The following is a 25,984-nucleotide window of genomic DNA, read 5'->3' as shown; positions in this document are numbered from 1 at the left end:
CATTTATTGGAGCCAGATATTCGCCTATTTAGGCAATAGAAGTAGGAAAGAGCGATGTTGAAATTTATTTTTCGTCGGTTGTTAGAAGCCATTCCGACTCTTTTGGTTCTGATTACCATTTCATTTTTTATGATGCGATTAGCTCCAGGGAGCCCATTCACTGGCGAGCGGAAATTGCCACCGGAAGTAATGGCAAATATTGAAGCGAAATACCATTTAAATGACCCTATGTATAAGCAGTATTTTAATTATTTAATTCAGCTTTCCAAGGGTGACTTTGGCCCATCATTTAAATACAAGGACTACAGTGTTAATGATTTAGTGGCTAAAGCATTCCCTGTCTCTGCAAAATTAGGGGCTACTGCATTTATTGTTGCTGTGTTATTTGGGGTATCCGCAGGGGTGATAGCCGCACTCAACCAAAATACCAAATGGGACTTTACAGTCATGGGGTTTGCCATGACGGGGGTTGTTATCCCAAGCTTTGTTGTAGCGCCGTTATTGGTGCTAATTTTTGCCATTCACTTGAAATGGTTCCCTGGTGGTGGCTGGGATGGCGGGAACCTAAAACATATGGTTCTGCCCATGGTTGCGCTTTCATTAGCGTATATCGCGAGTATTTCCCGTATTACACGTGGCTCGATGATTGAAATTATGCATTCAAACTTCATTCGTACTGCCCGTGCAAAAGGATTACCACTAAGAACTATCATTTTACGCCATGCCCTTAAACCTGCGTTGCTTCCTGTGCTTTCCTATATGGGGCCTGCTTTTGTAGGGATTATTACTGGGTCAATGGTCATTGAAACCATTTTTGGGTTACCGGGGATCGGTCAACTCTTTGTTAACGGTGCACTTAATCGTGATTATTCGCTGGTATTGAGCTTAACAATTTTAGTTGGGGTACTGACAATTGCATTTAATGCGATTGTCGATGTTTTGTATGCCGTTATTGACCCTAAAATTCGTTACTAAGTCGGAGAAACACGATGCTATCGAACCAAAAAAATAGTGAAGCTCTGGCGAACTTTTCAGAGCAGCTCGATATTGAAGGGCGCAGTTTATGGCAAGATGCTAGGCGCCGTTTTATGCACAACCGTGCAGCAATTTTTAGCTTATGTGTGTTGTTCTTAATTACTTTATTTGTCATTTTTGCGCCCATGTTGTCGCCTTTTTTGTACGACGATACCGATTGGGAAATGATGTCAATGCCACCTGATATGGCAACTGGACATTATTTTGGTACAGATGCTTCAGGCCGAGATCTATTAGTGCGTGTTGCGATCGGTGGGCGAATTTCCTTAATGGTGGGGGTTGCCGCTGCGTTAGTCGCAGTTGTGGTAGGCACACTGTACGGCTCATTAGCTGGTTACGTAGGTGGAAAAGTGGATTCCATCATGATGCGTATATTAGAAATTTTAAACTCCTTTCCATTTATGTTTTTTGTGATCTTGTTAGTCACCTTGTTTGGTACCAATATCTTATTGATTTTTGTGGCGATAGGAATGGTGTCATGGTTGGATATGGCGCGTATTGTTCGCGGGCAAACACTTGGATTAAAACGTAAAGAATTTATTGAAGCAGCGCTTGTTTGTGGTGTGAGTACACGGCAGATTATTCTACGACATATTGTTCCTAACGTTTTAGGTGTAGTAGTCGTTTACGCCTCATTATTAGTTCCAAGTATGATTTTGTTTGAATCATTCTTAAGCTTTTTAGGTTTAGGGACACAAGAACCGTTAAGTAGTTGGGGGGCGTTATTAAGTGATGGGGCGAACTCAATGGAAGTGACGCCTTGGTTACTACTGATCCCAGCTGGTTTTTTAGTCATCACGCTATTTTGTTTTAACTTTATCGGTGACGGGCTGCGTGATGCGCTCGACCCGAAAGATCGCTAGAGGGAATAATATGTTAAATAACCCAATGAAAAGCCCTCTGTTATCCGTGAAAGATCTCAGTGTGACATTCGCGACCCAAGATGGTGATGTTACCGCTGTAAATAAATTGAACTTTGAATTAAGTGCGGGGGAAACGCTTGGAATAGTAGGCGAATCAGGTTCAGGAAAATCACAAACCGCTTTCGCACTAATGGGCTTGCTTGCCAAAAATGGCAAAATTAATGGCTCTGCCATGTTTAATGACCGTGAGATTTTGAATTTAAGAGAAAAAGAATTAAACCGTATGCGGGCGGAAGAGATTTCCATGATTTTCCAAGACCCAATGACATCATTGAATCCTTATTTGAAAATTGGTACTCAATTGTCGGAAGTTCTCATGCTACATAAAGGTATGAGTAAAAGGGAGGCTTTCGAAGAATCCGTTCGGATGTTAGATGCCGTTAAAATGCCGGAAGCACGTAAGCGGATGAATATGTATCCACATGAATTTTCAGGAGGAATGAGACAACGAGTCATGATTGCAATGGCACTGTTATGCCAACCAAAGCTGTTAATTGCTGACGAACCCACAACCGCACTTGATGTGACAGTACAAGCGCAAATTATGACGTTGCTCAATGAGTTAAAACAAGAGTTTGATACTGCAATTATTTTGATCACCCACGACCTTGGGGTCGTCGCAGGGGTATGTGATAAAGTCCTAGTGATGTATGCAGGACGTACGATGGAGTACGGTACTGCGAAGGATATCTTTTATCATCCATCTCACCCATATTCACTTGGCTTATTAGCTGCGGTTCCACGCCTTGATGGTGATGACGAGAGTTTAGCAACCATTCCCGGCAATCCGCCTAATTTATTACGTTTACCCAAAGGCTGCCCATTTTCACCTCGTTGCCAATATGCAGTTCAGCAATGTGTTGACCAAGAACCTGCATTAACCACATTTGGTCAAACGCGGTTACGTGCCTGCTTTAAGCCACTGGAGGAATTGGTATGAGTACCCATGAAAATAGGCCAGTTTTACTCGAAGTGAATGACCTTAAAGTCCACTTTGAGATCCGAGATAAAAAACAGTGGTTTTGGCAACCAAACAAAAGTCTTAAAGCGGTAGATGGCGTAACACTGCGTTTATATGAAGGCGAAACATTAGGGGTAGTCGGGGAATCCGGGTGTGGTAAATCCACTTTTGCTCGTGCACTCATTGGGTTAGTCAAAGCGACAGATGGCACAGTAAGTTGGCTTGGGCAGAACTTGTTAGGTAAAACTGACAAAGAATGGCGTAGCATTCGCAGTGATATCCAAATGATTTTCCAAGATCCTTTGGCTTCACTTAACCCGCGAATGACCATCGGCGATATTATTGCCGAGCCATTGAAAACCTATCATCCTAAAATGTCACCATCACAAATCACAGAAAAAGTGAAAAAAATGATGATGCGGGTTGGGTTATTACCAAACTTGATTAACCGCTATCCCCACGAGTTTTCGGGAGGGCAATGCCAGCGCATTGGTATCGCAAGAGCATTGATTTTAGAACCAAAACTTGTGATTTGCGATGAGCCAGTTTCTGCATTAGACGTGTCAATTCAAGCGCAAGTTGTTAATTTACTCCAAGAATTACAACGTGAAATGAAGCTATCACTGATATTTATCGCACATGATTTGGCGGTGGTTAAGCATATTTCTGACCGTGTCTTAGTGATGTATTTGGGGCATGCGGTGGAGCTTGGTACCTATGATGAGGTATACAATAATCCCTTACATCCTTATACGCGTGCATTGATGTCTGCGGTTCCAGTTCCTGATCCCGATAAAGAAAAAAATAAGGTGATAGAGCTTTTAGAAGGTGAATTGCCATCGCCAATTAACCCGCCTTCAGGTTGCGTATTTAGAACCCGTTGCCCATTAGCAGATGAAGAGTGTGCAAAAACAAGGCCATTATTAGAAGGGAGTTTCAAACATGCGGTGTCTTGTTTGAAAATTGATCCACTGTAATGGTTTTCTCATGATGGTCAAAAGAGGGCTTTTACTTTAATTAATCTAAAAGGGACAAAATGTCCCTTTTAATCGATTATTTCTTCCACAAAATATGGTGAAACGGTTTGGAAGGGTGGCGGCTAATCAATACGCGAGCAAAAATATCGTCTAATTCGGCATCCGGGCTTTGAGCTAAGCCGATAACGACTTCACTTAGTTGCTCTAATTCAATGTTATCATTAATAATATCTTGCCAGTTATGACTAAAAGGCACAATTTCTGCGGCGCCTAGCTCTTCAAACTGCAAAGCAAAAATTAATTGGTCAGCGGGCTCTAGATTCTCCATTGCCCCGTCAAGAAAAAGGTCATAAGCTATTTCAATGATCTCGTCTTCATCGATTAAAGGTGTATTTTGTATTTTGGTCATGACCTTTCCTAATAAACTTAATTTATAACAATGGACTAAAGAAATAACAAATGCGCTCAACGACACGGTTCCAGAACGGGCGTTGTTCCCACTCTTCGATTTCTAAACGCGTTGAACGTGCAATATAATCATACTGAACTAGCGTGAGATCGCTACCAAAACTTTTATCATCAATGACCACGGTGATTTCAAAATTGAGCCATAAACTGCGCATGTCAAGATTGACTGAACCGACAAGGCTGAGCTCGCCATCCACTAATACGCTCTTGGTGTGCAATAAGCCATCTTCAAATTGGTAAATCTTAACGCCAGCAGCTAATAATTCACTGTAAAATGAACGACTTGCCCAGCGGACAAGGAATGAGTCATTCTGCCTTGGCATAATAATGCTGACATCTACACCCCGCATTGCTGCTGTACAAATTGCATGCAAAAGGTCATCGCTAGGCACAAAATAAGGGGTAGTCATGATCAGTTGTTTGCGTGCAGAGAACATCGCGGTCATCAGCGACTGTTGAATCAACTCATCAGGGAAACCTGGGCCTGAGGCGATAATTTGTGTTGTATGCCCATTAGCCTGTTCAAAAGGCATAATATTACTATCAGGCGGTGGTGGAAGTACGCGTTGGCCAGTTTCCATTTCCCAGTCAAAAGCATACACAATGCCTAATGTGGTACTCACAGGGCCTTCCATACGCACTAAAATATCAACCCATTCGCCAACCCCTGAATCTTGCTTAAAATAACGGGGGTCAACCATATTCATACTGCCAGTATATGAAATATAGTTATCGATAACGACTATTTTACGGTGTTGACGTAAATCCATACGACGCAAGAAGAAACGCATCAAATTAACTTTTAATGACTCTACAAACTCAATACCAGCAGCACGCATTTTTTCAGGGTAATCGTTACGGAAAAAATGCCAACTTCCCGCGGAGTCCACCATAATTCGGCACTTAACACCGCGTTTAGCGGCATTAAGTAAGGCTTCGGTAACCCCATCGACTAAACCACCAGGCTGCCAAATATAGAATACCATTTCAATTGAGTGCTGAGCATTATTGATATCATTGACAATTGCTTTCAATGAATCTTCACAAGTGGTCAGAAGTTGAATCCTGTTACCTTTAACCCCCGCGATACCTTGGCGTTTCTCAATTAACTGAAATAATGGTTCAGCAACAGGGCTGTTATCAGTGGCAAAGATATGTTTTGAATTTCGCAGATTTTCTAACCATGTGGCTACAGATGGCCACATGTCATGAGCTTTATCGACTCGACGTTTACCAAGGTGAAGCTCACCGAAGGCGACATATGCAATAATTCCGACTAATGGCAGGATATAAATAATCAGGAGCCATGTCATGGCTGAGGTGACTGGCCTTCTTTTGACTAAAATGCGAACTGTAATTGCTGCAATAATTAGCCAATATAGGAAGAACAGAAGCCAACTCATAAGTGTATAGACGGTTGCCATAACGGGTCAGATGCCTCACTGATAAGAAAAAGGTTCAAAAAAAGATAGTTTAGCTAAAAAACTGTTAGCAAAATATCAACTTAATAGAATTTAGCAAAATTCTGCAGTAAAAGCTTCGTGAAATAGCGTAATTCGTTAGGAAAAATAGTTTTAATAGTTTATTTTATCATTATGAAATTAAAAATGGTGCACTGAAATGACATAAAAAGTTCCTCTTGGTTCTTTTTTTCAAAGGAATATAATATTTTTTTCTAATAATTTTTAGACGATAAAAGGACACAATTAAATGAGACGTAGTAGGCATGAAGTAGGGCGTTGGCGTATGTTAAGACAATCCCTACGTCGCCGTAGACGCTGGTTAGAAGGGCACTCAAGGCGGAACATGCGCATCTATGCAATGCGTAAAATTGACATTTACCATCGTCGACATTCCCTGCTTTTTACCCAATGGATTGAGTAAGGTTATTACAGCGTACACTCACATTTTTCACTTTGTATGACAAACCTTATTGAATATGATTGCTATTTGCATTTAAACTATCAGTCATATTCTTTTTGGTTGACAGGTGTAGGGTAGAAATTGCATATGCGTTGGATGCGTTGGACTTTAATTATCGTCGTTTCATTATCTATTCATGCGGGTCTTGCAATGGCATGGATTTTTAATCAACCTAACTTGGTCAGAGACCCTGAACCATTGACGATTGCTATGGTTGCTTTTGCCGCCCCTGAGCCCGTTGAGCAGGTTGAAACACCGGTAGAGCCCGAACCAGAGCCCGTTATAGAGCCCGAACCCGAACCGGTAGTTGAACCCGTCATTGCATTACCTAAGAAAAAGCCTGAGGTGAAGAAAAAGCCTAAGCCAAAACAGGAAGAAAAGAAAAAAATTAAAGAAGATGTTAAGCCAGTTGAGAAGCAATTGGCGATGAATAATCTTAAATCAGACGTCATTGCACCGAAAACGAATAATAGCCCAATAAAGACTGCAAACAATACAGGGGCAAGTAATAGTCAATCGACTAAGAAAGGTGGCCCTAGGGCTCTGCATAAACAAGCTCCTGCTTATTCAGAACGTGCGCGTCGTTTAGGTAAAGAAGGGTATGTGAAAGTTCGCTATGATATCAATGATGATGGCCGAGTGACAAATATTGAATTTGTTGAAGCTACACCTAAAGGGCTATTTGAGCGAGACGTAAAACGCGCAATGAACCGTTGGACTTTTGAAAAGCAACCCGCAAAAGGCTACGTGACTGAAATTTATTTCAAATTGGATGGCACTGTTAGTCAAGTCTAATGGATATTATTGGGCTGTACAAAAAAGCACCACAGCGATGATGGTGCTTTTTGTTTTTTACATAATGAGTGGAGTAGAAAACTTATGCTTCGTTAGTTTTTTGATCTGAACTTGCTAACTGAAAATGTTGTTTTTCTTTGGGTAATGAACGTGGGGTGCTATCGTCATTAACGGCAACATAGGTGAATACTGCATCAGTTGCACGATAACGTTGGCCAACAGGCTCCGTTGCGACTTTTTTTACCCAAACCTCAATATTAATGGTAATTGAGCTTTTCCCTGTTTTTAGACAGCGTGCATAACAACAAACAACATCGCCTACGGCAACGGGTTTTTGAAATTTAATGCCGTTTACCGCCACAGTGACCACACGCCCTAGAGCAATTTCTTTTGCTAAGATAGCGCCACCTATATCCATTTGTGACATCAACCAGCCGCCAAAAATATCACCATTTGCATTAGTATCTGCAGGCATGGCTAATGTACGTAAAACTAACTCACCGTTCGGCAATTGCATATCTGACTCGTATTAAAAGGGTTATTACTTTTGATTTTGCATTTATAACAAATTACATATGCAATAGTAAACTGGAACCACTCAGTTATTGATTGATAATAGCTATTTAATTGAATTGCTGCAAAAATAAGATAAATATGATACTCATTATTAATAAACGACGTCTAAATTTGGAAAGAAAATCAATTTTTGCAAAGAAACAGCAAGAAGTGTTTTTTATATTTAGTCAATTGATTGAATTGGCTATACTCAATAGTATGAAATTTATTTATTTACTTAGAGGTATGAAATGAGATTGTTATTGGCAATATTATTACCTTGGTTGCAATTTTTTACGATAGGGCGTCCTTTTGCTGGGATCATTTGCTTAATCTTACAAATTACGCTTATTGGTTGGTTACCTGCCGCTATTTGGTCGGTATATGCGCTATCACAGTACAATACAGATAAAAAGATTGAAAAAGCATTTGGTGACAAACGCTATTAACATATAAAAAAACCTGCTAATGGATATGCAATTAGCAGGTTTTTGACGCTATTTTAAATTATTCTTCATGATTTTCTGCAGGCTCTTTAACCATATTTTTAAAAATATAGACCACACTCAATACTGTAAATATTAGTGTTCCTGCTGTCAGACCAAAGACTTTGAAATTGACCCAGATATCTTGAGCCATCCAAAAAGCAACGTAAATATTCAGCAATGCGCAGAAAATAAAGAAAATAGCCCATGCACTATTGAGTTTGGTCCAATAACTATCGGCTAATTTTATTTCTTGGTTACTGCCTAACATTCGCTGAATTAAAGGCTTCTCAGTAAACCATTGGCTGAAGAGTAGTGCGCCAGCGAATGCACCATAGATAATAGTGACTTTCCACTTAATAAATGCATCACTATGGAAAATAAGCGTTAAGGCAGCAAAGCCCATCACGATTGCACAGGTAATTTTTGCAACTTTTTCAACTTTCTTATAGATAAGATAAGTTGCTAATAATGCTAAAGGGGTGGTCACCATTAATGCACCACTCGCATAGAAAATATCGTATCTTTTATAGACAATAAAGAAGATTACCAAAGGAATAAAATCAATAAGTTGTTTCATAACAGTGAATGCAGCGCCTCAACGTAAAGGTAATAGCCTAGTTTAACCGATTTTGGCATCAATTGTTAAAAGTTTGCACCTTTTTACCAATAAACATGCTTTGTTACCAATCATATTTGCACTATTTTACGATAATTTGACTTACTTCTAGATAAACTTTATTAGTTCGGATATATATAGTATAGAAAATAATTTAACTTACTAATTTATAGGTACTTTTCCCCCATGATAAAGGCAAGGCTATTTGTCTGGATGCCAGGTTTAAAAACACTGTTTAACTATCAACGTGCTGACTTAGGCCCTGATGTTAAAGCAGGGTTGTCTGTCGCTGCGGTTGCTTTACCTGTTGCTATTGCCTATGCCGAATTAATGGGGGTGAATGCAATTGTTGGATTGTATTCATGTATTTTACCCATGTTGTTCTATGCGTTATTTGGCACGTCGAAACAATTAATTATTGGGCCTGATGCTGCAACATGCGCGGTGATTGCAGCCGCTGTCGCTCCACTCGCAATGGGGGATGAAACTGTTCGTTGGCAGCTGATTATCGTCATGAGCTTTATGACCGGGGTTTGGTGTTTGATTGCAGCAAGATTTCGTTTGGGGACTTTCGCAGATTTTTTATCTAGACCAATATTGCAAGGCTTACTAAATGGGGTCGCCCTCACGATCATCGTTAGTCAAATTAGTAAAGTATTTGGTATTACGACCTTGCCTTCAGGGTTTATTGAGCGATTAATAGCTTTTCCATTAGCGTTAGTGGAAACACATATTCCGACATTATTAGTTGCTATTGTAACATTGGTAATTACCTTAGTGATTAAGCGAGTGCGCAGTAAGTGGCCATCTTTATTAATTGCAATGGTTTTGGCAACAGCAGCGAGTATTTTATTTAATCTTGAGCAATATGGTATTAGCACCGTTGGGGATTTAGGTGAAGGGCTCCCGCATATACCACTGCCTGATTTTCCACCAAGTTTACTCCGAGACCTTGTTATTCCATCATTAAACTTAGCCGTGATTAGTTTTGTCAGTTTTATGATGACGGCTCGCAGTTTTGCGAGCAAAAATGGTTATACCGTCGATGCAGATCAAGAATTAAGAGCGTTAGGGATGGCAAATATTGCTTCTGCTTTTGGCCAGGGGTTCGCGGTTAGTGCTGCGAGTAGCCGCACTGCGGTTAATGACATGATGGGGGGGAAAACGCAATTAGTTTCCCTCGTTGCTGCGGTAACTATCTTAGCTGTTTTACTTTTCTCCATAAATTTATTGGAATATATCCCTATGCCTGCTTTAGGGATGGTTTTAATTATATCTACTTATTCCTTACTCAGTTTCCGTAGTATTTTTTCGATGCGTAAACGCAATAGAGAAGCTTTTTTCTTATGTGTTTTCACATTATGTGCAGTGCTGGTGGTTGGCTTGATCAGTGGTGTAGGCTTAGCGGTTCTATTGGGTTTATTGCAGTTTGTCCGGGTCATATTTAGGCCGACAGACCAACTATTAGGCGTAGATGAACACGGTATGTTGCATTCGATGACATCAGAAAATGATATTCAAGAAGTTGATGGAGTCCTTATTTATCGTTTCAATTCTCCACTCACCTATTTCAATGTGAATTACTTTAAAGAGCGGTTAAATAAACATTTAGATAATCAACGGAAGAGGCCAGCTTGGGTGATTGTGGATGCTGCCGTCAGCTTTACGCATAATGATGTGAGCGTATTTTCCACATTGAATGACATTGTGACATCTTTGAAGGCGAAAGGGGTAACTTTGGTATTAGCGGGTCGGAGAACCTCGCTTAATCGTTGGTTAGAACAAAATAAAATTAATCGTTCAGATGATGACCTATTAGTGGTACCTGATATTTATTTTGCAATTCGTTTAATTCAAAGTAAGCAACAGATCCAAATGAAATGTGTTGAAGAAAGAAAAGCACAAGAGAGCCAAAGGGATTCAGGTATATTAGAGCATGATTGTGAGGATCGAATTACACCAACGGATACTTACTCAGATAACTCTTAAAAATAATGTAAATAGAAAGGCATCTTTTGATACCTTTCTATTTTATTTAATTATATTAATTTTTAGTGATCAACATATATAAACGATAAAAGTAAATTAAAGCGAATGCAGCTACAACATTATTGAGTAAAAAAGAGATGCCATTAATAAGGATATGATTCATATTAAGGTTACCCAATAGCACACTGATAAGCATTTGAGCTGCCATCCAAATTAAAATCATCGGTAAGACAACACGCCAGTTTGCATAGGCCAATTTCCAGCTTTTTCCCATCGCACTGAAGGAGTTGGTACTTTCTGTTATTAAAATTGCTGGCGCTAAGGAAAAACCAATGGCGAGTACAATGCCGGGTAGAACCATAATTGTGATGCCTAATTGGATCAGCAGTGAGCACACGACCAACAGAAGAAACATAGAAGGTGCTTTGTTCAGTGATGATGTTATCGCTTGAAGACCTGTCATATCTTCGCCACGTGACATCCCTGAGATATAGGATAATGTGCCACAAATAAGGAGCAAGCTGCCAAGAGTAACGGAAAGAATCAAACCAAAAGAAACACGCAAAATACTGCTTTTATCTTCTTCAGATAGACTTAGGATCCAGTCTTGTAAGCCCGTATTACCAGACTCAATCATCTTACTCTGTGCTTGTGCAAGAACACCTATCATCTGTTCATTGGGGATCATCATCGCATAAATGACAAGGCTTACCACGGTGGCTAAGAGCACAATGGTGAGGAGGCCACTCAATTGATTTTTAAAGAAATTGATACTATCACTAATGAGTGAGTTGGCCGAAATGGACATGACACTGCTCCTATCTACTAACGTGATCAAAATTTTAATCTAATTGTAACTGAGTATCTCGCCTAGAGGTAGAGAAAGATAATAAAAATCGGGAGGTTAAGAAAAATATATTGTTCATGATGCTCGAATTTAATTAACTAAAAAAATGAGCTTATATAAATTGTATTTTTTATGCATGTTTAAATATTGAAATAAATATTTATATTTAGAAATCAAATTTTTATTTTGTTAGTTACTTTATAAAAATTGATTTAAATCAAAAATAAAAAAACAATAAATGGAATAATAAATCCATATTTATTGGTTTACCTATAAATTAGTAAAAGATGTGATCTTGATTTGAACATCAATTTAAATAATACGGTATATTTTCCTAAAATAAAAACATAGGAATGGGATTGATAATGAAAAAACTCACTGCGCTTGTATTAGCTGCTGCAACTTTAGCTCCAGCAGTTTCTATTGCTCATGAAGCTGGCGACTTTATTTTCCGTACAGGTACTGCAACGGTACGTCCAAATGCGGGTTCTGAAAATGTATTAGGTTTAGGTTCATTTGATGTTAATAACAATACTCAATTAGGTTTAACATTTGGGTATATGATTACTGATAATATCGGTGTGGAATTATTAGCAGCAACTCCGTTTGAACACAAAGTTGGCGTAGGACCGTTAGGTACAATTGCAACTGTTAAACATTTACCACCAACTTTAATGGCGCAGTATTATTTTGGTAGTAAAGAAGATAAATTACGCCCTTATTTAGGTGCCGGTGTTAACTATACCTTCTTCTTTGATGAGAAATTTAACTCAACAGGGAAAGCTAACGGTTTATCAGATCTTGATTTATCAAGCTCTTGGGGCTTTGCAGCACAAGCAGGTATGGACTACATGCTGACTGATAACTGGATGCTGAATGCTTCAGTGTGGTGGATGAATATTGAAACAGATGTGAAATTTAAAGCGGGTAATGACACACACAAAATTGATACTCGTTTAGACCCATTTGTATTTATGTTTGGTGCGGGTTACCGTTTCTAAGAATTTGATTGGACGCAATACAGGTACTACCTGAATTCTGAAGGATTAGAGAGAAGTAGGAAATCCGAGAATATTCGTATTCTCGGATTTTTCAATTACTATTAAAATCGAACATATATTTAACAAGTGATAATCATAATAATAACAAATCATGATGATGATATTTATAATATATTAATTAGTGTTATAGAGTGATAATAAAGTAAAGGTACTTATTGGTTTTCACTATTTAGGGCGATTAATAAAGATTAAATAAAATATTGAGACTAACTACCTTGAAATAAAAAAGCTGAATACAGGAGCATATTCAGCTTTAAGATATTATTCAAATTTGCAATATTAAATTACCAAAACCACTGCACGTTTAATCCAGCATTGACACTGCTAGTTTCATATTCATCCGGCTTATAAAGTGGTACACCTAGAAATAAGTCATAACTGAATATATTAACATTACCTCTCATGCCTATAGCCGTACCTAATAATTGGTCATCAGAATAGAGGCCTAGAGGATAAACACCTCCAAATATTCTGCCATAGTCAAGTGCGTAGTAGGGATAAAAGGAGAAGCCAGGGATATAAAAGTTAAATTCATTTCGTAAATAAAACCCCTTATCTCCGATTAGTGAAAACTCTTCATCAAAACCACGTACAGTCCAACGGTTACCTAACGAGAATTGATCTTGGATGGTTAAACGGTCTCGTGAATATTGTACAAATAATTGTGGGTTATAACTCATCACAAAATCATTGAACGCAAAAGGGATCATTCCTGAAACATCGAGAGTGAATAGTCGCCCCATGGTGCTGACATCACCATATTTCATATCCCAGCTTTCATCGGCTCCAAACCAAGGTACGTTACGTTGATAGTAAATTGAAGCGTCAACAGTTGAGTTATCAATATTCTGTCGGTGGCTAACGCCAAGCTTCAGACTGGTTAAGTCGCGTTGTTGTGAAAGTAAGGTGATATCTTCTAATTTATATTTTGATTTACGCTTAATTAGTTGAATAGATGCGGTATCTTTATAAGTTTGTCCACGTAAAAATACATTACTTGCTGTCGCATTATAATATTTACTATCACCATAGTACTTATAACTAGCAATAGTATCATTAATTGTTTGTTTATATTCACTTTTGCTAGCATAGAGAGAGAAAAGCCAATAGTTATAAGGAACTGAATAATAAATCGCAGCATTACTACTACTATTGCGAGCTTGGTTCTTTAAATTTTTACCCGCTGATACATATATAGTATCATTTAAGCTTGTAAGGTTGTTTCCATAAAGGGTAACGCCAACTTGGTCTTTACCCGTTTGCCGGCTGCCTGAGTTATTATAGTAACCACTAGCGTTAAAGTGAGGTGACTTTTCCCTTTGGATTGAAATATCTGAAGTTGAGAATTCTTTACCTGGCGCTAGCTCGATATTGACTTTGGCTCCAGGTATACGCTCAAGGTTTTCTAAACCTTGTTCAATATCGCGAATGTTTAGGATATCGCCTTCTCTAGCAGGTATGATTGCTCCTAAAGTAATATAGGTATCACTGCCTTCCGTTAATTTCACGTTAGCGACCTTGCCAGGGATTATTTGCAAAGTTAACGTACCATCGCTAATGTTTTGTTCAGGAATATTAACCCGAGTTGTTACATAGCCTGACTTAATTATTTTATCCTGTAGGCCTTTAGCGAGTGTTTCTACACCGTTAATACCAATACAAACACCAACGACTTGATTTGCATATGTCTCTAAAGGTCGCATTGATGGGAGCTTTGGCTCGGAAAGCAAAATAACTCGTTTCATTTCAAAGCAGTCTTTCTCATCATCAAAAACTAAAATATTGTTTGCTTGTTCTCTGTTTTTACCTAAAACGTCTTTAGTTTCTAATTGTGTTTGTTGCTGACGAGATCTATCTTGTGTTGCTTGATTATTGATCTGTTGATCAATGATTTGTGCAGTATTACCTGATACGTATAATGGAAAAGATAATAAAGTTAGTTGCATCTGCATCAACAAAGTTATTACCAGTAATAACATTAATTTCTTTAGCTGTAATATTTCCACGAATAACTGCCGAACGAGCGATGATATCTGTTGGTGAGTCTGACTGTAGACGGTTGTTAATCGTGATTTGGCCATTTGAAACGTTGTAGCCAAGAATATCACCAGCTGCAACAATAGGAATGCCCGTTGTTAAGGTTGCTCTATCTGTATAAAATAAGAGTAAAGCACCTATATTGCTATATATATAGCTATTTATACGTTTGATTATAAAATAATAAATGATATCAATGGGTAATATTTACTCTGCTATGGTTTTGGTAAGGGTAATTATCAAAGTGGTAATGCGTAGCCACTACTTTGAATAAAGCTTGATTTGGTAAGTTTTTTTTATGATTGAGTGAGCTAGTAATTATAATGAAAAATAAATTACGGTTATTTAGAGTATGTAAATATATGTAAGGGAATTTAAGTTAAGAAGTGATTGTGTGAAAAATGAACTTGTCATTTTATCTCTTTATAAAAATGTTTTGAAGCAATCAAGCCATTAATTTTAAATATGGCTTGATTACTATTTATTCTTTATCTATTTTTGTGTTGCTGCTTTCATTTTTACAACAAACTCAGTTAATAAATTAAGCATGATGTCAGGGCGACTAAGATTATTTTCAATAATTTTAACTACCGCAGAACCTGATATTGCACCAGCTGCACCATTTTTAATCGCCTCTTTTACCTGTTCAGGCTCTGATATTCCAAAGCCTTGTAGGGCGGGAGCTGCGCTATATTGGTTTAATTCACTCAATAAATGGGTCAATGGCGTTTCAGCACGTTTTTCTGTGCCGGTCACACCTGCACGTGATACTAAATATGTATAACCTTGGCTATATTTTCCAATTTGTTGAAGTAGCTCATCACTAGCATTTGGTGGGCAAATAAAAATAGGCGCAATGTTGTGAGCTCGTGCAGCTTCACGAAATGGCTGTGATTCAGACATAGGAACATCTGCAACTAATACCGAGTCAACGCCTGCTTTTTCGCAGCGAATATAAAAATTTTCGATGCCATTGGTAAATACTAGATTTGCATATACTAATAACCCGATAGGAATAGTAGGGTGTTTTTCTCTAATGCGGCTGAGTAATTCGAAACAAATTGTCGGGGTGATTTCACTTTTAAATGCACGTAAATTCGCATTTTGGATAGTTGGGCCATCTGCCAGTGGATCGGAAAAAGGAATACCAATCTCTAATGCATCAGCACCACCAGCAATCAAGGCATCGACAATTTTTAATGATAATTCAGCATCCGGGTCACCTAAAGTGACAAATGGAACAAATGCGCCTTGGTGGTTCTGAGCTAAACGTTCAAAAAGTTGGGTGTAGCGTTCCATTAGATTTCTCCTTTGCTGGCTAAAATATCATGTACTGTAAAAATATCTTTATCACCACGGCCAGACAAATTGACGATTAATAACTGTTCTTTATTCGGTTCTTTCTCCGCCATTTTTAATGCATAAGCGAGAGCATGAGATGATTCTAGCGCAGGAATAATCCCTTCCTTACGTGATAATAATTTAAACGCATTTAAGGCTTCATCATCGGTTATGGAAACATATTCTGCGCGACCAATACTGTTTAAATGGGCATGCTGAGGCCCAACGGAAGGAAAATCTAATCCTGCAGAGATGGAATACGACTCTTCAATTTGACCTTCACTGGTTTGCATCATCGGTGATTTCATACCAAAATAAATTCCGACACGACCATGTTTTAATGGAGCGCCATGCTGCCCAGATTCAATCCCTAATCCTGCAGGTTCAACACCAATTAATTTCACATTTTCTTCTGGAATAAAAGAGGCAAATAAGCCTATTGCGTTTGAACCGCCACCGATGCATGCAACTACCGCATCGGGTAGACGGCCTTCTTTTTCGAGAATCTGTTGTTTTGCTTCGTCACCAATCATGCGTTGGAATTCACGTACAATTGTTGGATATGGGTGAGGCCCCGCCGCTGTCCCTAATAAATAGTGTGCTTTATCATAGCTGCCAGACCAGTCCCTCAATGCTTCATTACAGGCATCTTTCAAGGTTGCTGAGCCACTGTGAACAGGTATGACTTCAGCGCCCATCAATTTCATACGAAATACGTTGGGAGATTGGCGTTCAACATCTTTTGCGCCCATATAGATACGGCATTTCATGTTCAATAATGCACAAGCAAGCGCTGTTGCAACCCCATGTTGCCCAGCGCCAGTTTCTGCAATAATTTCGCTTTTCCCCATTCGCTTAGCCAGTAGTGCTTGGCCTAATACTTGGTTTGTCTTATGGGCGCCGCCATGTAATAAATCTTCACGTTTTAAATAGAGTTTTGTTTTTGTACCTGCCGTTAAATTTTGGCACAACGTGAGTGCAGTCGGGCGACCTGCATAGTTTTTTAGCAAGTCGTGAAACTCACGAATAAATTCAGCATCATTTTGTGCGTCGATAAACGCATCTTCTAATTGGTTTAATGCGGGAATAAGAATTTCTGGGACATATTGTCCACCAAACTCGCCAAAATACGGATCTAATTTGCTCATTATCGATTGTCCATTTTATCAGTTACATTAATTGGTGTTGGAGTTTTATCTTTCGTTGTGTATTAGTGAGCCGTTGATTCGGCTAACAACGCTGACAACACCAAATTTATTTTTTGTTCGCTTTTTATGCCAGGTTCAATTTCAACCCCTGAATTAAAGTCTAATCCGTTGCACAGTAACTTTGCCGCGTCTAGGCAATTATCAGGGGTAAGCCCGCCCGCTATCATTAATTTCTGTGTTGTGGACGAGGGGGCTGCTGACCAATCGAAGGTTTTGCCAGTTCCACCGGAGCCATTATCCAGCAGTAACACATCAATACCTTGTGTGTCGTAGTCATTTAAAGTCGTTCGTGACATATCGAGTGCTTTCCAAACTTCACAGTAGTTTGGTAGAAATGTTCTTAACGTATTGATATAAGAAGCATCTTCTTCACCATGTAATTGCACAGCAGATAAAGCAAGCTGTTTGGCGATATGGGCAACAAAATCGGCAGATTGATTGCGAAAAACACCGACATATTTTAACGGTGCGGCATGGATGATATTTTGCGCCTGTGACAACGTCACTTTTCGGGGGGAGGTTTCAGCAAAAATCAACCCGCCGTAGTGTGCTCCTGCTTCAAATGCGGCTTTTGCATCTTGCTCGCGGGTTAAACCACAGACTTTATGTTCTCCTACTAACAAGCTTCGAATGGCTTTATCTAGGTCAGCTTGTTCCATTAATGCGCTACCAATTAAAAAACCATTCGCAAATTGTCTTAGCGACTGAATATGTTGATGCTGATGAATACCTGACTCACTGATCACAATGGTACCCTCCGCTAAGCGGGGGGCGAGTTCACGAGTTCGATTTAAATCAATAGAAAGATCACGTAAATCGCGGTTATTGATGCCAACAACCTTTGCTTTTAACTGAATAGCTCTCTCTAATTCTTCCTCATTACTGACTTCCGTTAATATTCCCATACTAAGTTGATGAGCAACTTCAGCTAATGCTATATATTCATCATCATTTAAGACAGATAACATCAGTAAGATAGCATCCGCTTGGTAGTAACGTGCAAGGTAGATTTGGTATGGGTCAATGATAAAATCTTTGCATAACACAGGTTGCTTTACGGTATTACTGACAATCGTTAAGTAATCCATTTTCCCTTGAAAATATTTTTCATCAGTAAGAACAGAAATCGCAGATGCGTAGGGCGCATAAGTTTTAGCTATCATTGCAGGGTCGAAGTCAGCACGAATCAACCCTTTTGAAGGAGAGGCTTTTTTGCACTCTAAAATAAAAACAGGGCGTTTTGCGCTTAGTGCGAGATAAAAACTACGCTGACTAGGCTGAATATCAGCAATAAAGCTCTCTAACGGTTGTTTGCCTTTGCGTTCGATTAAATAGTCAACTTTATCATCAACAATTTTTTGTAAGACTGTCGCTTTCATTTTATTGTTTCCTTGCCGCGAGTGCTGTAACGCGGTCAAATGCTTTACCGCTACGAATAATTGCGAGTGCGTGTTCGCTGTTCTGTTTTAAGTCTTCATGGCCATTAATACGCATCAACATGGCAACATTGGCCGCTACAGCCGCTTCGTGAGCGGCTTGCCCATGGCCTTGAAGTAAATGACTAAGCAATACGCGGTTTTCATCTGGTGTACCACCTTCTAAGTCACGTAATTGATACGGTTTTAACCCAAAATCATCTGCAGTTAATTGGTAATGTTGTACTTTACCATCTTTTAGTTCAGCGACTTGAGTGACTGCATGTAATGAAACCTCATCCATTCCTCCACTGTGTACCACAGCTGCACGGGTGAAACCAAGCATCTGTAATGTTTCAGACACCGGTTTTACCAATGACGCTTGGTAAACACCGATAAGGGCAATTGGCGGACGAGCAGGGTTAATTAATGGGCCCAATACATTGAATAACGTTCGGGTTTTCAACTGAGTGCGTACAGGTGCAGCATGGCGAAACCCACTGTGATATTGCGGTGCAAATAAAAAGCAAACTCCAAGATCATCTAATGCGTCACGAGCACTTTGTGCACTGAGATCTAGAGCGATACCAAAAGCCGCAAGTAAATCTGAAGATCCTGAACGGCTCGAAACACTACGATTACCGTGTTTGGCAACTTTAATACCACATTCAGCAGCAACGAATGCGCTCGCTGTTGAAATATTGATACTATTTGCGCCATCTCCACCCGTGCCAACAATATCACTGAATGAGTAGTCAGGACGAGGAAAGGGTTGTGCATTTTCTAAACAAGCTAGAGCGGCTCCAGCAATTTCTTGTGGTTGTTCACCACGCATTTTCATGCTGATTAATACAGCGGCTAACTGAGGCTCTGTCAATTCACCTTGAATGATGGCATTAAACAAGAACTGGCTTTCTTGTTGAGTCAGCGGTTGCGCTTTAAATAATTTATCATAAATATTTTGCATAATTGGCTCTTTAGTATTCCGTTAGTGCGAATGAGAGGATTCGATTGCATTGGGAGTAGAAAGAGCCCATGCCACGGTATTTTCTAACAACTGTTTGCCTTGCGTTGTTAAAATGGATTCAGGATGAAACTGGAATCCACAAACTCTATCGCTATCATTACGTACAGCCATGACCATGCCATTTGACTGGGCACAAATGGTCAAGCTTTCAGGAATTTGGCTACCAACAAGAGAGTGGTAACGAGCCACTGATATTGGGTTTTCAAGATGATTAAACATGGCTAAACCATCATGTGTGGCTATTGATGACTTACCATGCAAAATTTCACCTGCGGCAGAGACGGTCCCACCATAGGCTTCTACGATAGCTTGGTGGCCTAAACAAATACCGATAACAGGAATTTTGCCTTTTACTCGCATTAAAACTTCTGGCATTGAACCTGCTTCGCTAGGTTTTCCTGGACCAGGCGATAAGACTAAAATTGGTGAAATCATTTGTTCTAATACAGATAAAATATGTTCTACATTGACGGTGTTGCGGTAAATAACCACGTTATGGCCACCTGCACGCAGTTGGTCTACTAGGTTATAAGTAAAGGAGTCAACGTTATCGAGCAGTAAAATATTCGCCATTAGAATAACTCCTTAACTTGGTGTGCTTGGGCAATTGCGCGGATCACAGCACGTGCTTTATTTCGGGTCTCATCGGCTTCGGCTTGAGGGATGGAGTCTAGAACGACGCCACCTCCAGCTTGTACAGTGGCAATGCCATTTTCTACGTACGCAGAGCGAATAACGATGCAGGTATCAAAATCACCATTTCCTTGAAAATATCCTACGGCTCCGCCGTATGACCCGCGGCGCTCTTGTTCATATTGCGCAATCAGCTGCATTGCTTTTACCTTTGGTGCCCCCGTTAAAGTCCCCATATTCATACAGGCTTGATATGCATGAAAAACATCTAAATCTTGGCGTAATGTTCCCACGACATGAGAAACTAAATGCATTACGAAAGAGTAGCGATCAACTTTAGTTAGGTTGGCAACATAGCGGCTACCCGCTTCACAGATACGTGCTAAATCGTTGCGCGCTAGGTCAACTAACATAATGTGTTCAGCAAGCTCTTTTTCATCTGAACGCATGGAAAGCTCAATTCGGCTATCTAAATCAAGGTCTAATTCACCTTGTGTGTTACGGCCTCGAGGGCGAGTTCCAGCGATTGGGTAAATTTCGACCTTGCGATTTTCTGTCGCATATTTGAGTGCGCTTTCAGGCGAAGCGCCAAAAAGTGTGAATGCGTCATCTTGCATGTAGAACATATAAGGGCTTGGGTTTTGTGCTTTGAGCTTTTGGTATGCAATCAACGGATGCGAGCACGGCATCGTAAATTTACGTGAAGGCACAACCTGAAAAATATCACCACGGTATATGGCTTCTTTTAATGAAGTAACAACATCCCCATATTCTTGGTCATTTTTGTTTATCGATACGGCAAAATCGGGCGCAGTTGCTAAAGGAAGCGCAGGTAAGAATGGCCGACACGAAGCAATAATTTGTGCGTGACGCTGCTTAACAGTTTCGACATCTTGCTCATTTTGGCTAAATAAGCTGCTTTTTAGCCGAGCAGCCTGATTTTGATGGTCAATCACTAAATAATGCTCAGCAACAAAAAAACAATAGTCAGGGCAGTGATTAACGGTATTAACGTTGGGTAAATCTTCAAAACTTGCGACTAAATCATAAGCAAATAACCCACCAACAAACAGATTTTCAGGCTTTGTCGAATAAGTTTGCGCGAGAGCGGGTAGCGCACGTAAAACGTCTAAACAAGATGCCGCCTTTAGACGGCTGTCTTCGTCTAAATCTTGTGCCGGTAGGCTGAACGTCACCGTTAAACTATTTTCTTGCATGCTATGATGCATGATTAAATCTGTTAATTGCGCTAATAGTTTGGGTAATAAAGCCTGGCCATTTGGCGTTAACGCTTCGATTTCAACTTTTTGACCAAAAGCGCGGATACGTAGTGCGCTGTTGACAACAAGCAAGCTTTGTAAGTTAGCTTTATTATTAATTTCAGCGGATTCCAACAGCATTGTTGATGGAACTTGATGACACAGATGATTAAATAATAATGTTGGATCAGGCTGATAATTAATTGGGCTATCCAGATACGTAAAATGTGCTAATGTGGTGCTTTGTTCGTTCATTTTGTTGCCTTACATTAATTTTTGACATTAAAAAACCCGCCGAGGAAGGGCGGGTTTGGCACTGAAACATACAATAACTATGCGCGTGCGGCTTCCGCCCAATTTGGGAAGTCACGCCACCAACGATTTGATAAGTTAAATAAAGTCATTGTATGCCTCACTGGATAAACTGATTATTTTTGGTCTTGGTTGTCTTGCGTACTAGTTAACTAGATCGCATTGTTTGTGTCAAGGGCTTTGTTAATTTATTAGGAAAAATAGTTTTTCATGGAAATTGGAGAAGATATCAATATGTCGACAGCCTCGACGCCATTAGTGACTCGCTATGATTTGCATAGCCATACGACTGCCTCGGATGGTGAACTCACTCCTGCCGCGTTAATCGAACGTGCGATAGAAAAAGGGGTTAATATTTTAGCAATTACCGATCACGACACTTGTGAGGGGGTATTTGAGGCTCGCCGCTATCTTACTGAAAACGAAAGGCCAATTGAGCTAGTCAATGGTGTTGAAATTTCGACACTTTGGGAAAATATTGAAATACATATTGTGGGGTTAAATTTTTCTCCGTCACACCCTGCTATGGTTGAATTGTTAGAAGAGCAATCTGAGCGTCGTTTCGAACGCGGTATTGAGATGGGCAGGCGATTACAAAAAGCAGGCATTGATGATGCGTGGGAGAACGCACAGCGCATTTCTGGTGGTGGGCAGGTAACGCGGGCACATTTTGCACAATATATAGTGCAAATAGGTAAAGAAAAAACGATTAATAACGTGTTTAAGCGCTATTTATCAAAAGGGAAAACAGGATATGTCCCTGCGAAGTGGTGCACAATTCAAGCCTCCATTGACGCAATCCATGCGGCAGGCGGTGTTGCGGTATTGGCTCATCCTGCTAAATATCAACTATCCAATAAATGGTTAAAACGGTTGGTTGCGCATTTTAAACAGTGTGAAGGGGATGCCATGGAAGTTTCTCATTGCCAGCAACCACCAAATGAAAAGCAATATTTAGCTGAATTAGCCAACAATGCTAATTTACATACATCTGTTGGTTCAGATTTTCATCGACCATGTTCTTGGATAGAACTTGGCCGAAACTTATGGCTACCTAATGATGATAATGCAGTTTGGACGCTTTGGAATGCAGTAAAAAGCAGCTAATCAATTGATGTATTAATAATGCGGTGTAAAATAATTATTATAAGTGATGATTTATTCTGAGTAGGTCATCTCATGGAATTAAGAGATAGTAGCATTTATAGGTATTTTTGCCGGGTGATGCTGTCGATACCCAAAAATTAGAGGTATGTATGAGCCAGTTTTTTTATATCCATCCGGACAACCCTCAGGCAAGACTTATTAGCCAGAGTGTTGAAATTTTAAATAAAGGTGGTGTGATTGTTTACCCTACCGACTCAGGGTACGCCATTGGATGTCGTTTAGAAGAAAAAGATGCTCTACAGCGCATCTGTCGTATCCGTCAGCTGGATGCTAACCATAATTTTACATTAATGTGTCGGGATCTCTCTGAGCTATCGAATTACGCACATGTTGATAATACCGTTTTTCGTTTAATTAAAAATAATACGCCGGGTAATTACACCTTTATTTTACGGGCAACGAAAGAGGTTCCGCGGCGTTTAATGAATGAAAAACGTAAAACCATAGGCTTGCGTGTGCCGTCGAACCCGATTGCGCGAGATTTACTCGAAGCGGTTGGTGAACCGTTGATGTCAACGAGTTTGATTATGCCCGGTGATGATTTCACGCAATCAGACCCTGAAGAAATTCGCGATTTACTTGATAAACAAGTCGATTTAGTGATCCACGGTGGCTATATTGGGCAAAAACCCACAACGGTGATTGACTTTACTGATGATACACCGGTTGTAGCACGAGTCGGAACTGGCGATCCAACGCCTTTTGAGTAAATATCACTATTGGAAAGTCTAAGGTTCAGTACTGAATTAAATAAAATAGTATTGAAAGTGCGATATACAGATAAGTAATAGGGGTTCAGGACAAACCTGTGTATAATGCGCGGGTTTTCAAATTCATTGCTTTTTGGTGCGGCAAAAATAACGTGCCAAAAAGGTATTTGACGCCTGTGAAGGCGACAGCAGAGGGTTACATGAGCGTAAAACCGCAAAAAACTGAAAAATTACAGAAAATCCTTGCTCGTTCTGGGCATGGTTCTCGTCGAGAAATCGAAACATTCCTGCAAGCGGGTCGTATTAGTGTTGATGGCAAAATTGCTACACTAGGAGACCGTGTTGAAGTCACACCCGCAACAAAAATTCGTTTAGATGGCCGTTTATTAGCGATCAAAGAAGCTGAAAAGGAAATCTGCCGTGTAATGGCTTACTACAAGCCAGAGGGCGAATTATGCACACGTCATGATCCTGAAGGGCGCCCAACCGTTTTTAACCGTTTACCACGGTTAACGGGAGCTCGCTGGATTGCTGTTGGCCGTTTAGATGTTAACACAAGCGGCTTATTGCTATTCACGACAGATGGTGAGTTAGCTAATCGTTTAATGCACCCTAGTCGTGAAGTTGAACGTGAATATGCAGTACGCGTATTTGGCGAAATTAATGATGCAAAAATTCGCCAGTTAATCAATGGTGTACAACTGGAAGATGGTCCAGCTTCTTTTAAAACGGTTTCTTACCGTGGAGGAGAAGGAATGAACCAGTGGTTTAACGTCACCTTGACTGAAGGGCGTAACCGCGAAGTCCGTCGCCTTTGGGAATCTGTTGGTGTCCAAGTCAGCCGTTTAATCCGTGTGCGTTATGGTGATATTGATTTACCAAAAGGCTTGCCTCGTGGAGGATGGACGGAGCTTGGTTTAGAGCAAACTAACTATCTTCGTGAGCTGGTGGAATTGCCAGTAGAAACGGAAAGTAAGGTTGCTGTTGAGCGTGACCAACGTCGTATTAAAGCGAACCAAATTCGCCGTGCGGTAAAACGCCATACACAAGTCGCATCACGTCCTGCATCAAAACGTCAATCATCAAGACCAACAGCGAAACGTCGTACTCGCATCTAGACTGATTGCATATCGAATATTAAACACGCTGGGGCCATCCCCTCAGCGTGTTTTTGTCTAATTTATTGTCTATTAAAATATATTAGCTTTTATATGAGAGAAATTACCTATCTTAGGGTAATGATTGAATTGAACATAACCTTATTAATAATAAGAAAATTAATGGTCTAGTTCACATTATTATGAAACCTATCAATAATAGATAATATTTATGAGACATTTGTCTCATTTTAATGTAACTAAAAGTCTTAGTATGACCTCTCTTGTGAGATATGACTCACAAACATTGGTTTATTAACTGATAATAAAGGCAAAATTACAGATAAACCTATTACTTACCCAGTTTATCCAGATAAATAAAGAATGGTTTAAGTGGATAAACCTGAATAAGGACGAAACATGAAAAAAATAACACTGACTTTGAGTGCGATTGCATTGGCATTAAGTTTTACCGCGACGTCTCAAGCAAAAATTCCAATGCCAGAAACCGTAAGCCCTGGCGTTACCGTTGTTGAACTTGCTCAACAACAGCCTGTCCATTGGGTTTCCATCGAGCAAATTAAACAAAGCCTAGAAGGAAAAGCCCCGATGGCTGTTGGGTTTGATATCGATGATACAGTGTTATTTTCGAGCCCAGGTTTTTACCGTGGTAAATTAGAGTTCTCACCTAACGATTTTAGCTATCTCAAAAATCAGCAATTTTGGGAAAAAATGAATAATGAGTGGGACAAATTCAGTATGCCAAAACAAGTGGGTATTGATTTAGTCAAAATGCACTTAGAGCGCGGTGACACTGTTTATTTCATTACTGGCCGTACGAAAACCAAAACAGAAACAGTAACTAAATACGTTCAGGAAGGTTTAGCAATACCGGCAGATAAAATGCAACCTGTCATTTTTGCGGGTGATGAGCCAGGCCAAAATAATAAAGTAAGCTGGATGCGTGATCACAAACTTACTATATATTATGGTGACGCTGATGCCGATATCGCAGCAGCGCATGAGTTAGGTATTCGCGGTGTGCGTATTTTACGCGCAGCAAACTCATCTTACCAACCATTGCCAAAAGCAGGGCGCTTTGGTGAAGAAGTTGTGATTAACTCAGAATATTAGTTCTGT

General features: G+C 39.8%; 23 protein-coding genes, 1 pseudogene and 1 other annotated feature. Of the genes and pseudogenes, 13 read left to right on the top strand and 11 right to left on the bottom strand.

All coding sequences use genetic code 11. The features are described 5' to 3' along the window. Nucleotides 1-54 precede the first annotated feature (54 nt). The 4 genes from oppB to oppF are packed head-to-tail and all read left to right on the top strand — an operon-like array spanning nucleotide 55 to nucleotide 3,896. A complete protein-coding gene (gene oppB / locus CYG50_RS09330) occupies nucleotides 55-975 on the top strand; it encodes an oligopeptide ABC transporter permease OppB (protein ID WP_102138645.1) in 921 nt (306 codons plus the stop codon). A gap of 14 nt (nucleotides 976-989) precedes the next feature. After that, entirely contained in the window at nucleotides 990-1,898 is a 909-nt protein-coding gene (oppC, locus tag CYG50_RS09325; protein WP_004911132.1) for an oligopeptide ABC transporter permease OppC, read from the top strand. A 10-nt stretch (nucleotides 1,899-1,908) separates the two neighbouring features. Continuing rightward, complete coding sequence (locus tag CYG50_RS09320; RefSeq protein ID WP_102138644.1) at nucleotides 1,909-2,898, top strand: ABC transporter ATP-binding protein; 990 nt, start codon at nucleotides 1,909-1,911, stop codon at nucleotides 2,896-2,898. Then, complete coding sequence (gene oppF, locus CYG50_RS09315; protein WP_102138643.1) at nucleotides 2,895-3,896, top strand: murein tripeptide/oligopeptide ABC transporter ATP binding protein OppF; 1,002 nt, start codon at nucleotides 2,895-2,897, stop codon at nucleotides 3,894-3,896. The genes CYG50_RS09320 and oppF overlap by 4 nt, the downstream gene beginning before the upstream one ends. Nucleotides 3,897-3,972: 76 nt before the next feature. Here the strand turns inward: oppF and CYG50_RS09310 are convergent, their stop codons facing one another. Beyond that, complete coding sequence (locus tag CYG50_RS09310) at nucleotides 3,973-4,305, bottom strand: HI1450 family dsDNA-mimic protein (protein ID WP_102138642.1); 333 nt, start codon at nucleotides 4,303-4,305, stop codon at nucleotides 3,973-3,975. Between the two features lie 22 nt (nucleotides 4,306-4,327). Continuing rightward, a complete protein-coding gene (gene cls / locus CYG50_RS09305; protein ID WP_102138641.1) occupies nucleotides 4,328-5,788 on the bottom strand; it encodes a cardiolipin synthase in 1,461 nt (486 codons plus the stop codon). A 286-nt stretch (nucleotides 5,789-6,074) separates the two neighbouring features. On the opposite strand from cls, the gene CYG50_RS09300 reads away from it, so the two are divergent. Together CYG50_RS09300 and CYG50_RS09295 are read left to right on the top strand one after the other, a co-directional pair. Further along, the gene (locus CYG50_RS09300; RefSeq protein ID WP_004254127.1) at nucleotides 6,075-6,248 is read left to right on the top strand and encodes a YciY family protein; all 174 of its coding nucleotides are present in this window, start codon (nucleotides 6,075-6,077) and stop codon (nucleotides 6,246-6,248) included. Between the two features lie 126 nt (nucleotides 6,249-6,374). Further along, nucleotides 6,375-7,082 (top strand): TonB family protein, encoded by a 708-nt coding sequence (locus CYG50_RS09295; RefSeq protein ID WP_102138640.1) that lies wholly within the window; start codon nucleotides 6,375-6,377, stop codon nucleotides 7,080-7,082. A gap of 82 nt (nucleotides 7,083-7,164) precedes the next feature. On the opposite strand, the gene yciA is transcribed toward CYG50_RS09295, so the two are convergent. Beyond that, nucleotides 7,165-7,599, bottom strand: coding sequence for an acyl-CoA thioester hydrolase YciA (yciA, locus tag CYG50_RS09290; protein ID WP_102138639.1), 435 nt, complete (start codon nucleotides 7,597-7,599; stop codon nucleotides 7,165-7,167). Between the two features lie 289 nt (nucleotides 7,600-7,888). Between yciA and CYG50_RS09285 the strand changes: the two genes are divergently transcribed. Continuing rightward, nucleotides 7,889-8,086, top strand: coding sequence for a YqaE/Pmp3 family membrane protein (locus CYG50_RS09285; RefSeq protein WP_004911118.1), 198 nt, complete (start codon nucleotides 7,889-7,891; stop codon nucleotides 8,084-8,086). 58 nt (nucleotides 8,087-8,144) lie between these two features. On the opposite strand, the gene CYG50_RS09280 is transcribed toward CYG50_RS09285, so the two are convergent. Beyond that, nucleotides 8,145-8,702, bottom strand: a complete 558-nt coding sequence (locus tag CYG50_RS09280; RefSeq protein ID WP_102138638.1) for a septation protein A — start codon at nucleotides 8,700-8,702, stop codon at nucleotides 8,145-8,147. A 225-nt stretch (nucleotides 8,703-8,927) separates the two neighbouring features. Here CYG50_RS09280 and CYG50_RS09275 point away from each other — a divergent pair, with 225 nt between their 5' ends. Then, nucleotides 8,928-10,730, top strand: coding sequence for a SulP family inorganic anion transporter (locus CYG50_RS09275; protein WP_102138637.1), 1,803 nt, complete (start codon nucleotides 8,928-8,930; stop codon nucleotides 10,728-10,730). A gap of 55 nt (nucleotides 10,731-10,785) precedes the next feature. On the opposite strand, the gene CYG50_RS09270 is transcribed toward CYG50_RS09275, so the two are convergent. Continuing rightward, complete coding sequence (locus CYG50_RS09270; RefSeq protein WP_102138636.1) at nucleotides 10,786-11,538, bottom strand: YciC family protein; 753 nt, start codon at nucleotides 11,536-11,538, stop codon at nucleotides 10,786-10,788. Nucleotides 11,539-11,942: 404 nt separating this feature from the next. On the opposite strand from CYG50_RS09270, the gene ompW reads away from it, so the two are divergent. Beyond that, complete coding sequence (gene ompW, locus CYG50_RS09265) at nucleotides 11,943-12,578, top strand: outer membrane protein OmpW (protein ID WP_102138635.1); 636 nt, start codon at nucleotides 11,943-11,945, stop codon at nucleotides 12,576-12,578. Nucleotides 12,579-12,922: 344 nt separating this feature from the next. On the opposite strand, the gene CYG50_RS09260 is transcribed toward ompW, so the two are convergent. From CYG50_RS09260 to CYG50_RS09230, 6 genes and pseudogenes are all read right to left on the bottom strand, one after another. After that, on the bottom strand, nucleotides 12,923-14,737 hold the full coding sequence (locus CYG50_RS09260) for a ShlB/FhaC/HecB family hemolysin secretion/activation protein (RefSeq protein WP_102138634.1): 1,815 nt from the start codon (nucleotides 14,735-14,737) through the stop codon (nucleotides 12,923-12,925). A 430-nt stretch (nucleotides 14,738-15,167) separates the two neighbouring features. Further along, nucleotides 15,168-15,974, bottom strand: coding sequence for a tryptophan synthase subunit alpha (trpA, locus tag CYG50_RS09255; RefSeq protein ID WP_102138633.1), 807 nt, complete (start codon nucleotides 15,972-15,974; stop codon nucleotides 15,168-15,170). After that, nucleotides 15,974-17,164 (bottom strand): tryptophan synthase subunit beta, encoded by a 1,191-nt coding sequence (gene trpB, locus CYG50_RS09250; protein ID WP_102138632.1) that lies wholly within the window; start codon nucleotides 17,162-17,164, stop codon nucleotides 15,974-15,976. The genes trpA and trpB overlap by 1 nt, the downstream gene beginning before the upstream one ends. Nucleotides 17,165-17,226: 62 nt before the next feature. After that, nucleotides 17,227-18,603 carry a bifunctional indole-3-glycerol-phosphate synthase TrpC/phosphoribosylanthranilate isomerase TrpF gene (gene trpCF / locus CYG50_RS09245; RefSeq protein WP_102138631.1) on the bottom strand — a complete coding sequence of 459 codons (1,377 nt, stop codon included), beginning with the start codon at nucleotides 18,601-18,603 and terminating at the stop codon, nucleotides 17,227-17,229. Nucleotide 18,604: 1 nt separating this feature from the next. Further along, nucleotides 18,605-20,239: pseudogene (gene trpD / locus CYG50_RS23045) on the bottom strand (bifunctional anthranilate synthase glutamate amidotransferase component TrpG/anthranilate phosphoribosyltransferase TrpD). After that, complete coding sequence (locus CYG50_RS09230; RefSeq protein ID WP_102138628.1) at nucleotides 20,239-21,813, bottom strand: anthranilate synthase component 1; 1,575 nt, start codon at nucleotides 21,811-21,813, stop codon at nucleotides 20,239-20,241. The pseudogene trpD and the gene CYG50_RS09230 overlap by 1 nt, the downstream one beginning before the upstream one ends. Before the next feature lie 26 nt (nucleotides 21,814-21,839). Continuing rightward, nucleotides 21,840-21,941, bottom strand: a sequence feature (Trp leader region). A 163-nt stretch (nucleotides 21,942-22,104) separates the two neighbouring features. Here CYG50_RS09230 and rnm point away from each other — a divergent pair. From rnm to aphA, 4 genes are all read left to right on the top strand, one after another. Continuing rightward, a complete protein-coding gene (gene rnm / locus CYG50_RS09225) occupies nucleotides 22,105-22,977 on the top strand; it encodes an RNase RNM (RefSeq protein ID WP_102138731.1) in 873 nt (290 codons plus the stop codon). A gap of 149 nt (nucleotides 22,978-23,126) precedes the next feature. Next, nucleotides 23,127-23,747, top strand: a complete 621-nt coding sequence (locus CYG50_RS09220) for an L-threonylcarbamoyladenylate synthase (RefSeq protein WP_036957701.1) — start codon at nucleotides 23,127-23,129, stop codon at nucleotides 23,745-23,747. A 200-nt stretch (nucleotides 23,748-23,947) separates the two neighbouring features. Further along, nucleotides 23,948-24,865 (top strand): 23S rRNA pseudouridine(2605) synthase RluB, encoded by a 918-nt coding sequence (gene rluB / locus CYG50_RS09215; RefSeq protein WP_168222841.1) that lies wholly within the window; start codon nucleotides 23,948-23,950, stop codon nucleotides 24,863-24,865. Nucleotides 24,866-25,264: 399 nt separating this feature from the next. Then, nucleotides 25,265-25,978 (top strand): acid phosphatase AphA, encoded by a 714-nt coding sequence (aphA, locus tag CYG50_RS09210; protein ID WP_102138627.1) that lies wholly within the window; start codon nucleotides 25,265-25,267, stop codon nucleotides 25,976-25,978. Nucleotides 25,979-25,984 lie beyond the last annotated feature (6 nt).

The organism is Providencia huaxiensis (assembly GCF_002843235.3).
Lineage (GTDB): Bacteria > Pseudomonadota > Gammaproteobacteria > Enterobacterales > Enterobacteriaceae > Providencia > Providencia huaxiensis.
The sequence above is the reverse complement of the archived record's forward strand: the minus strand, read 5'-3'. Positions and strand labels throughout refer to the sequence as shown.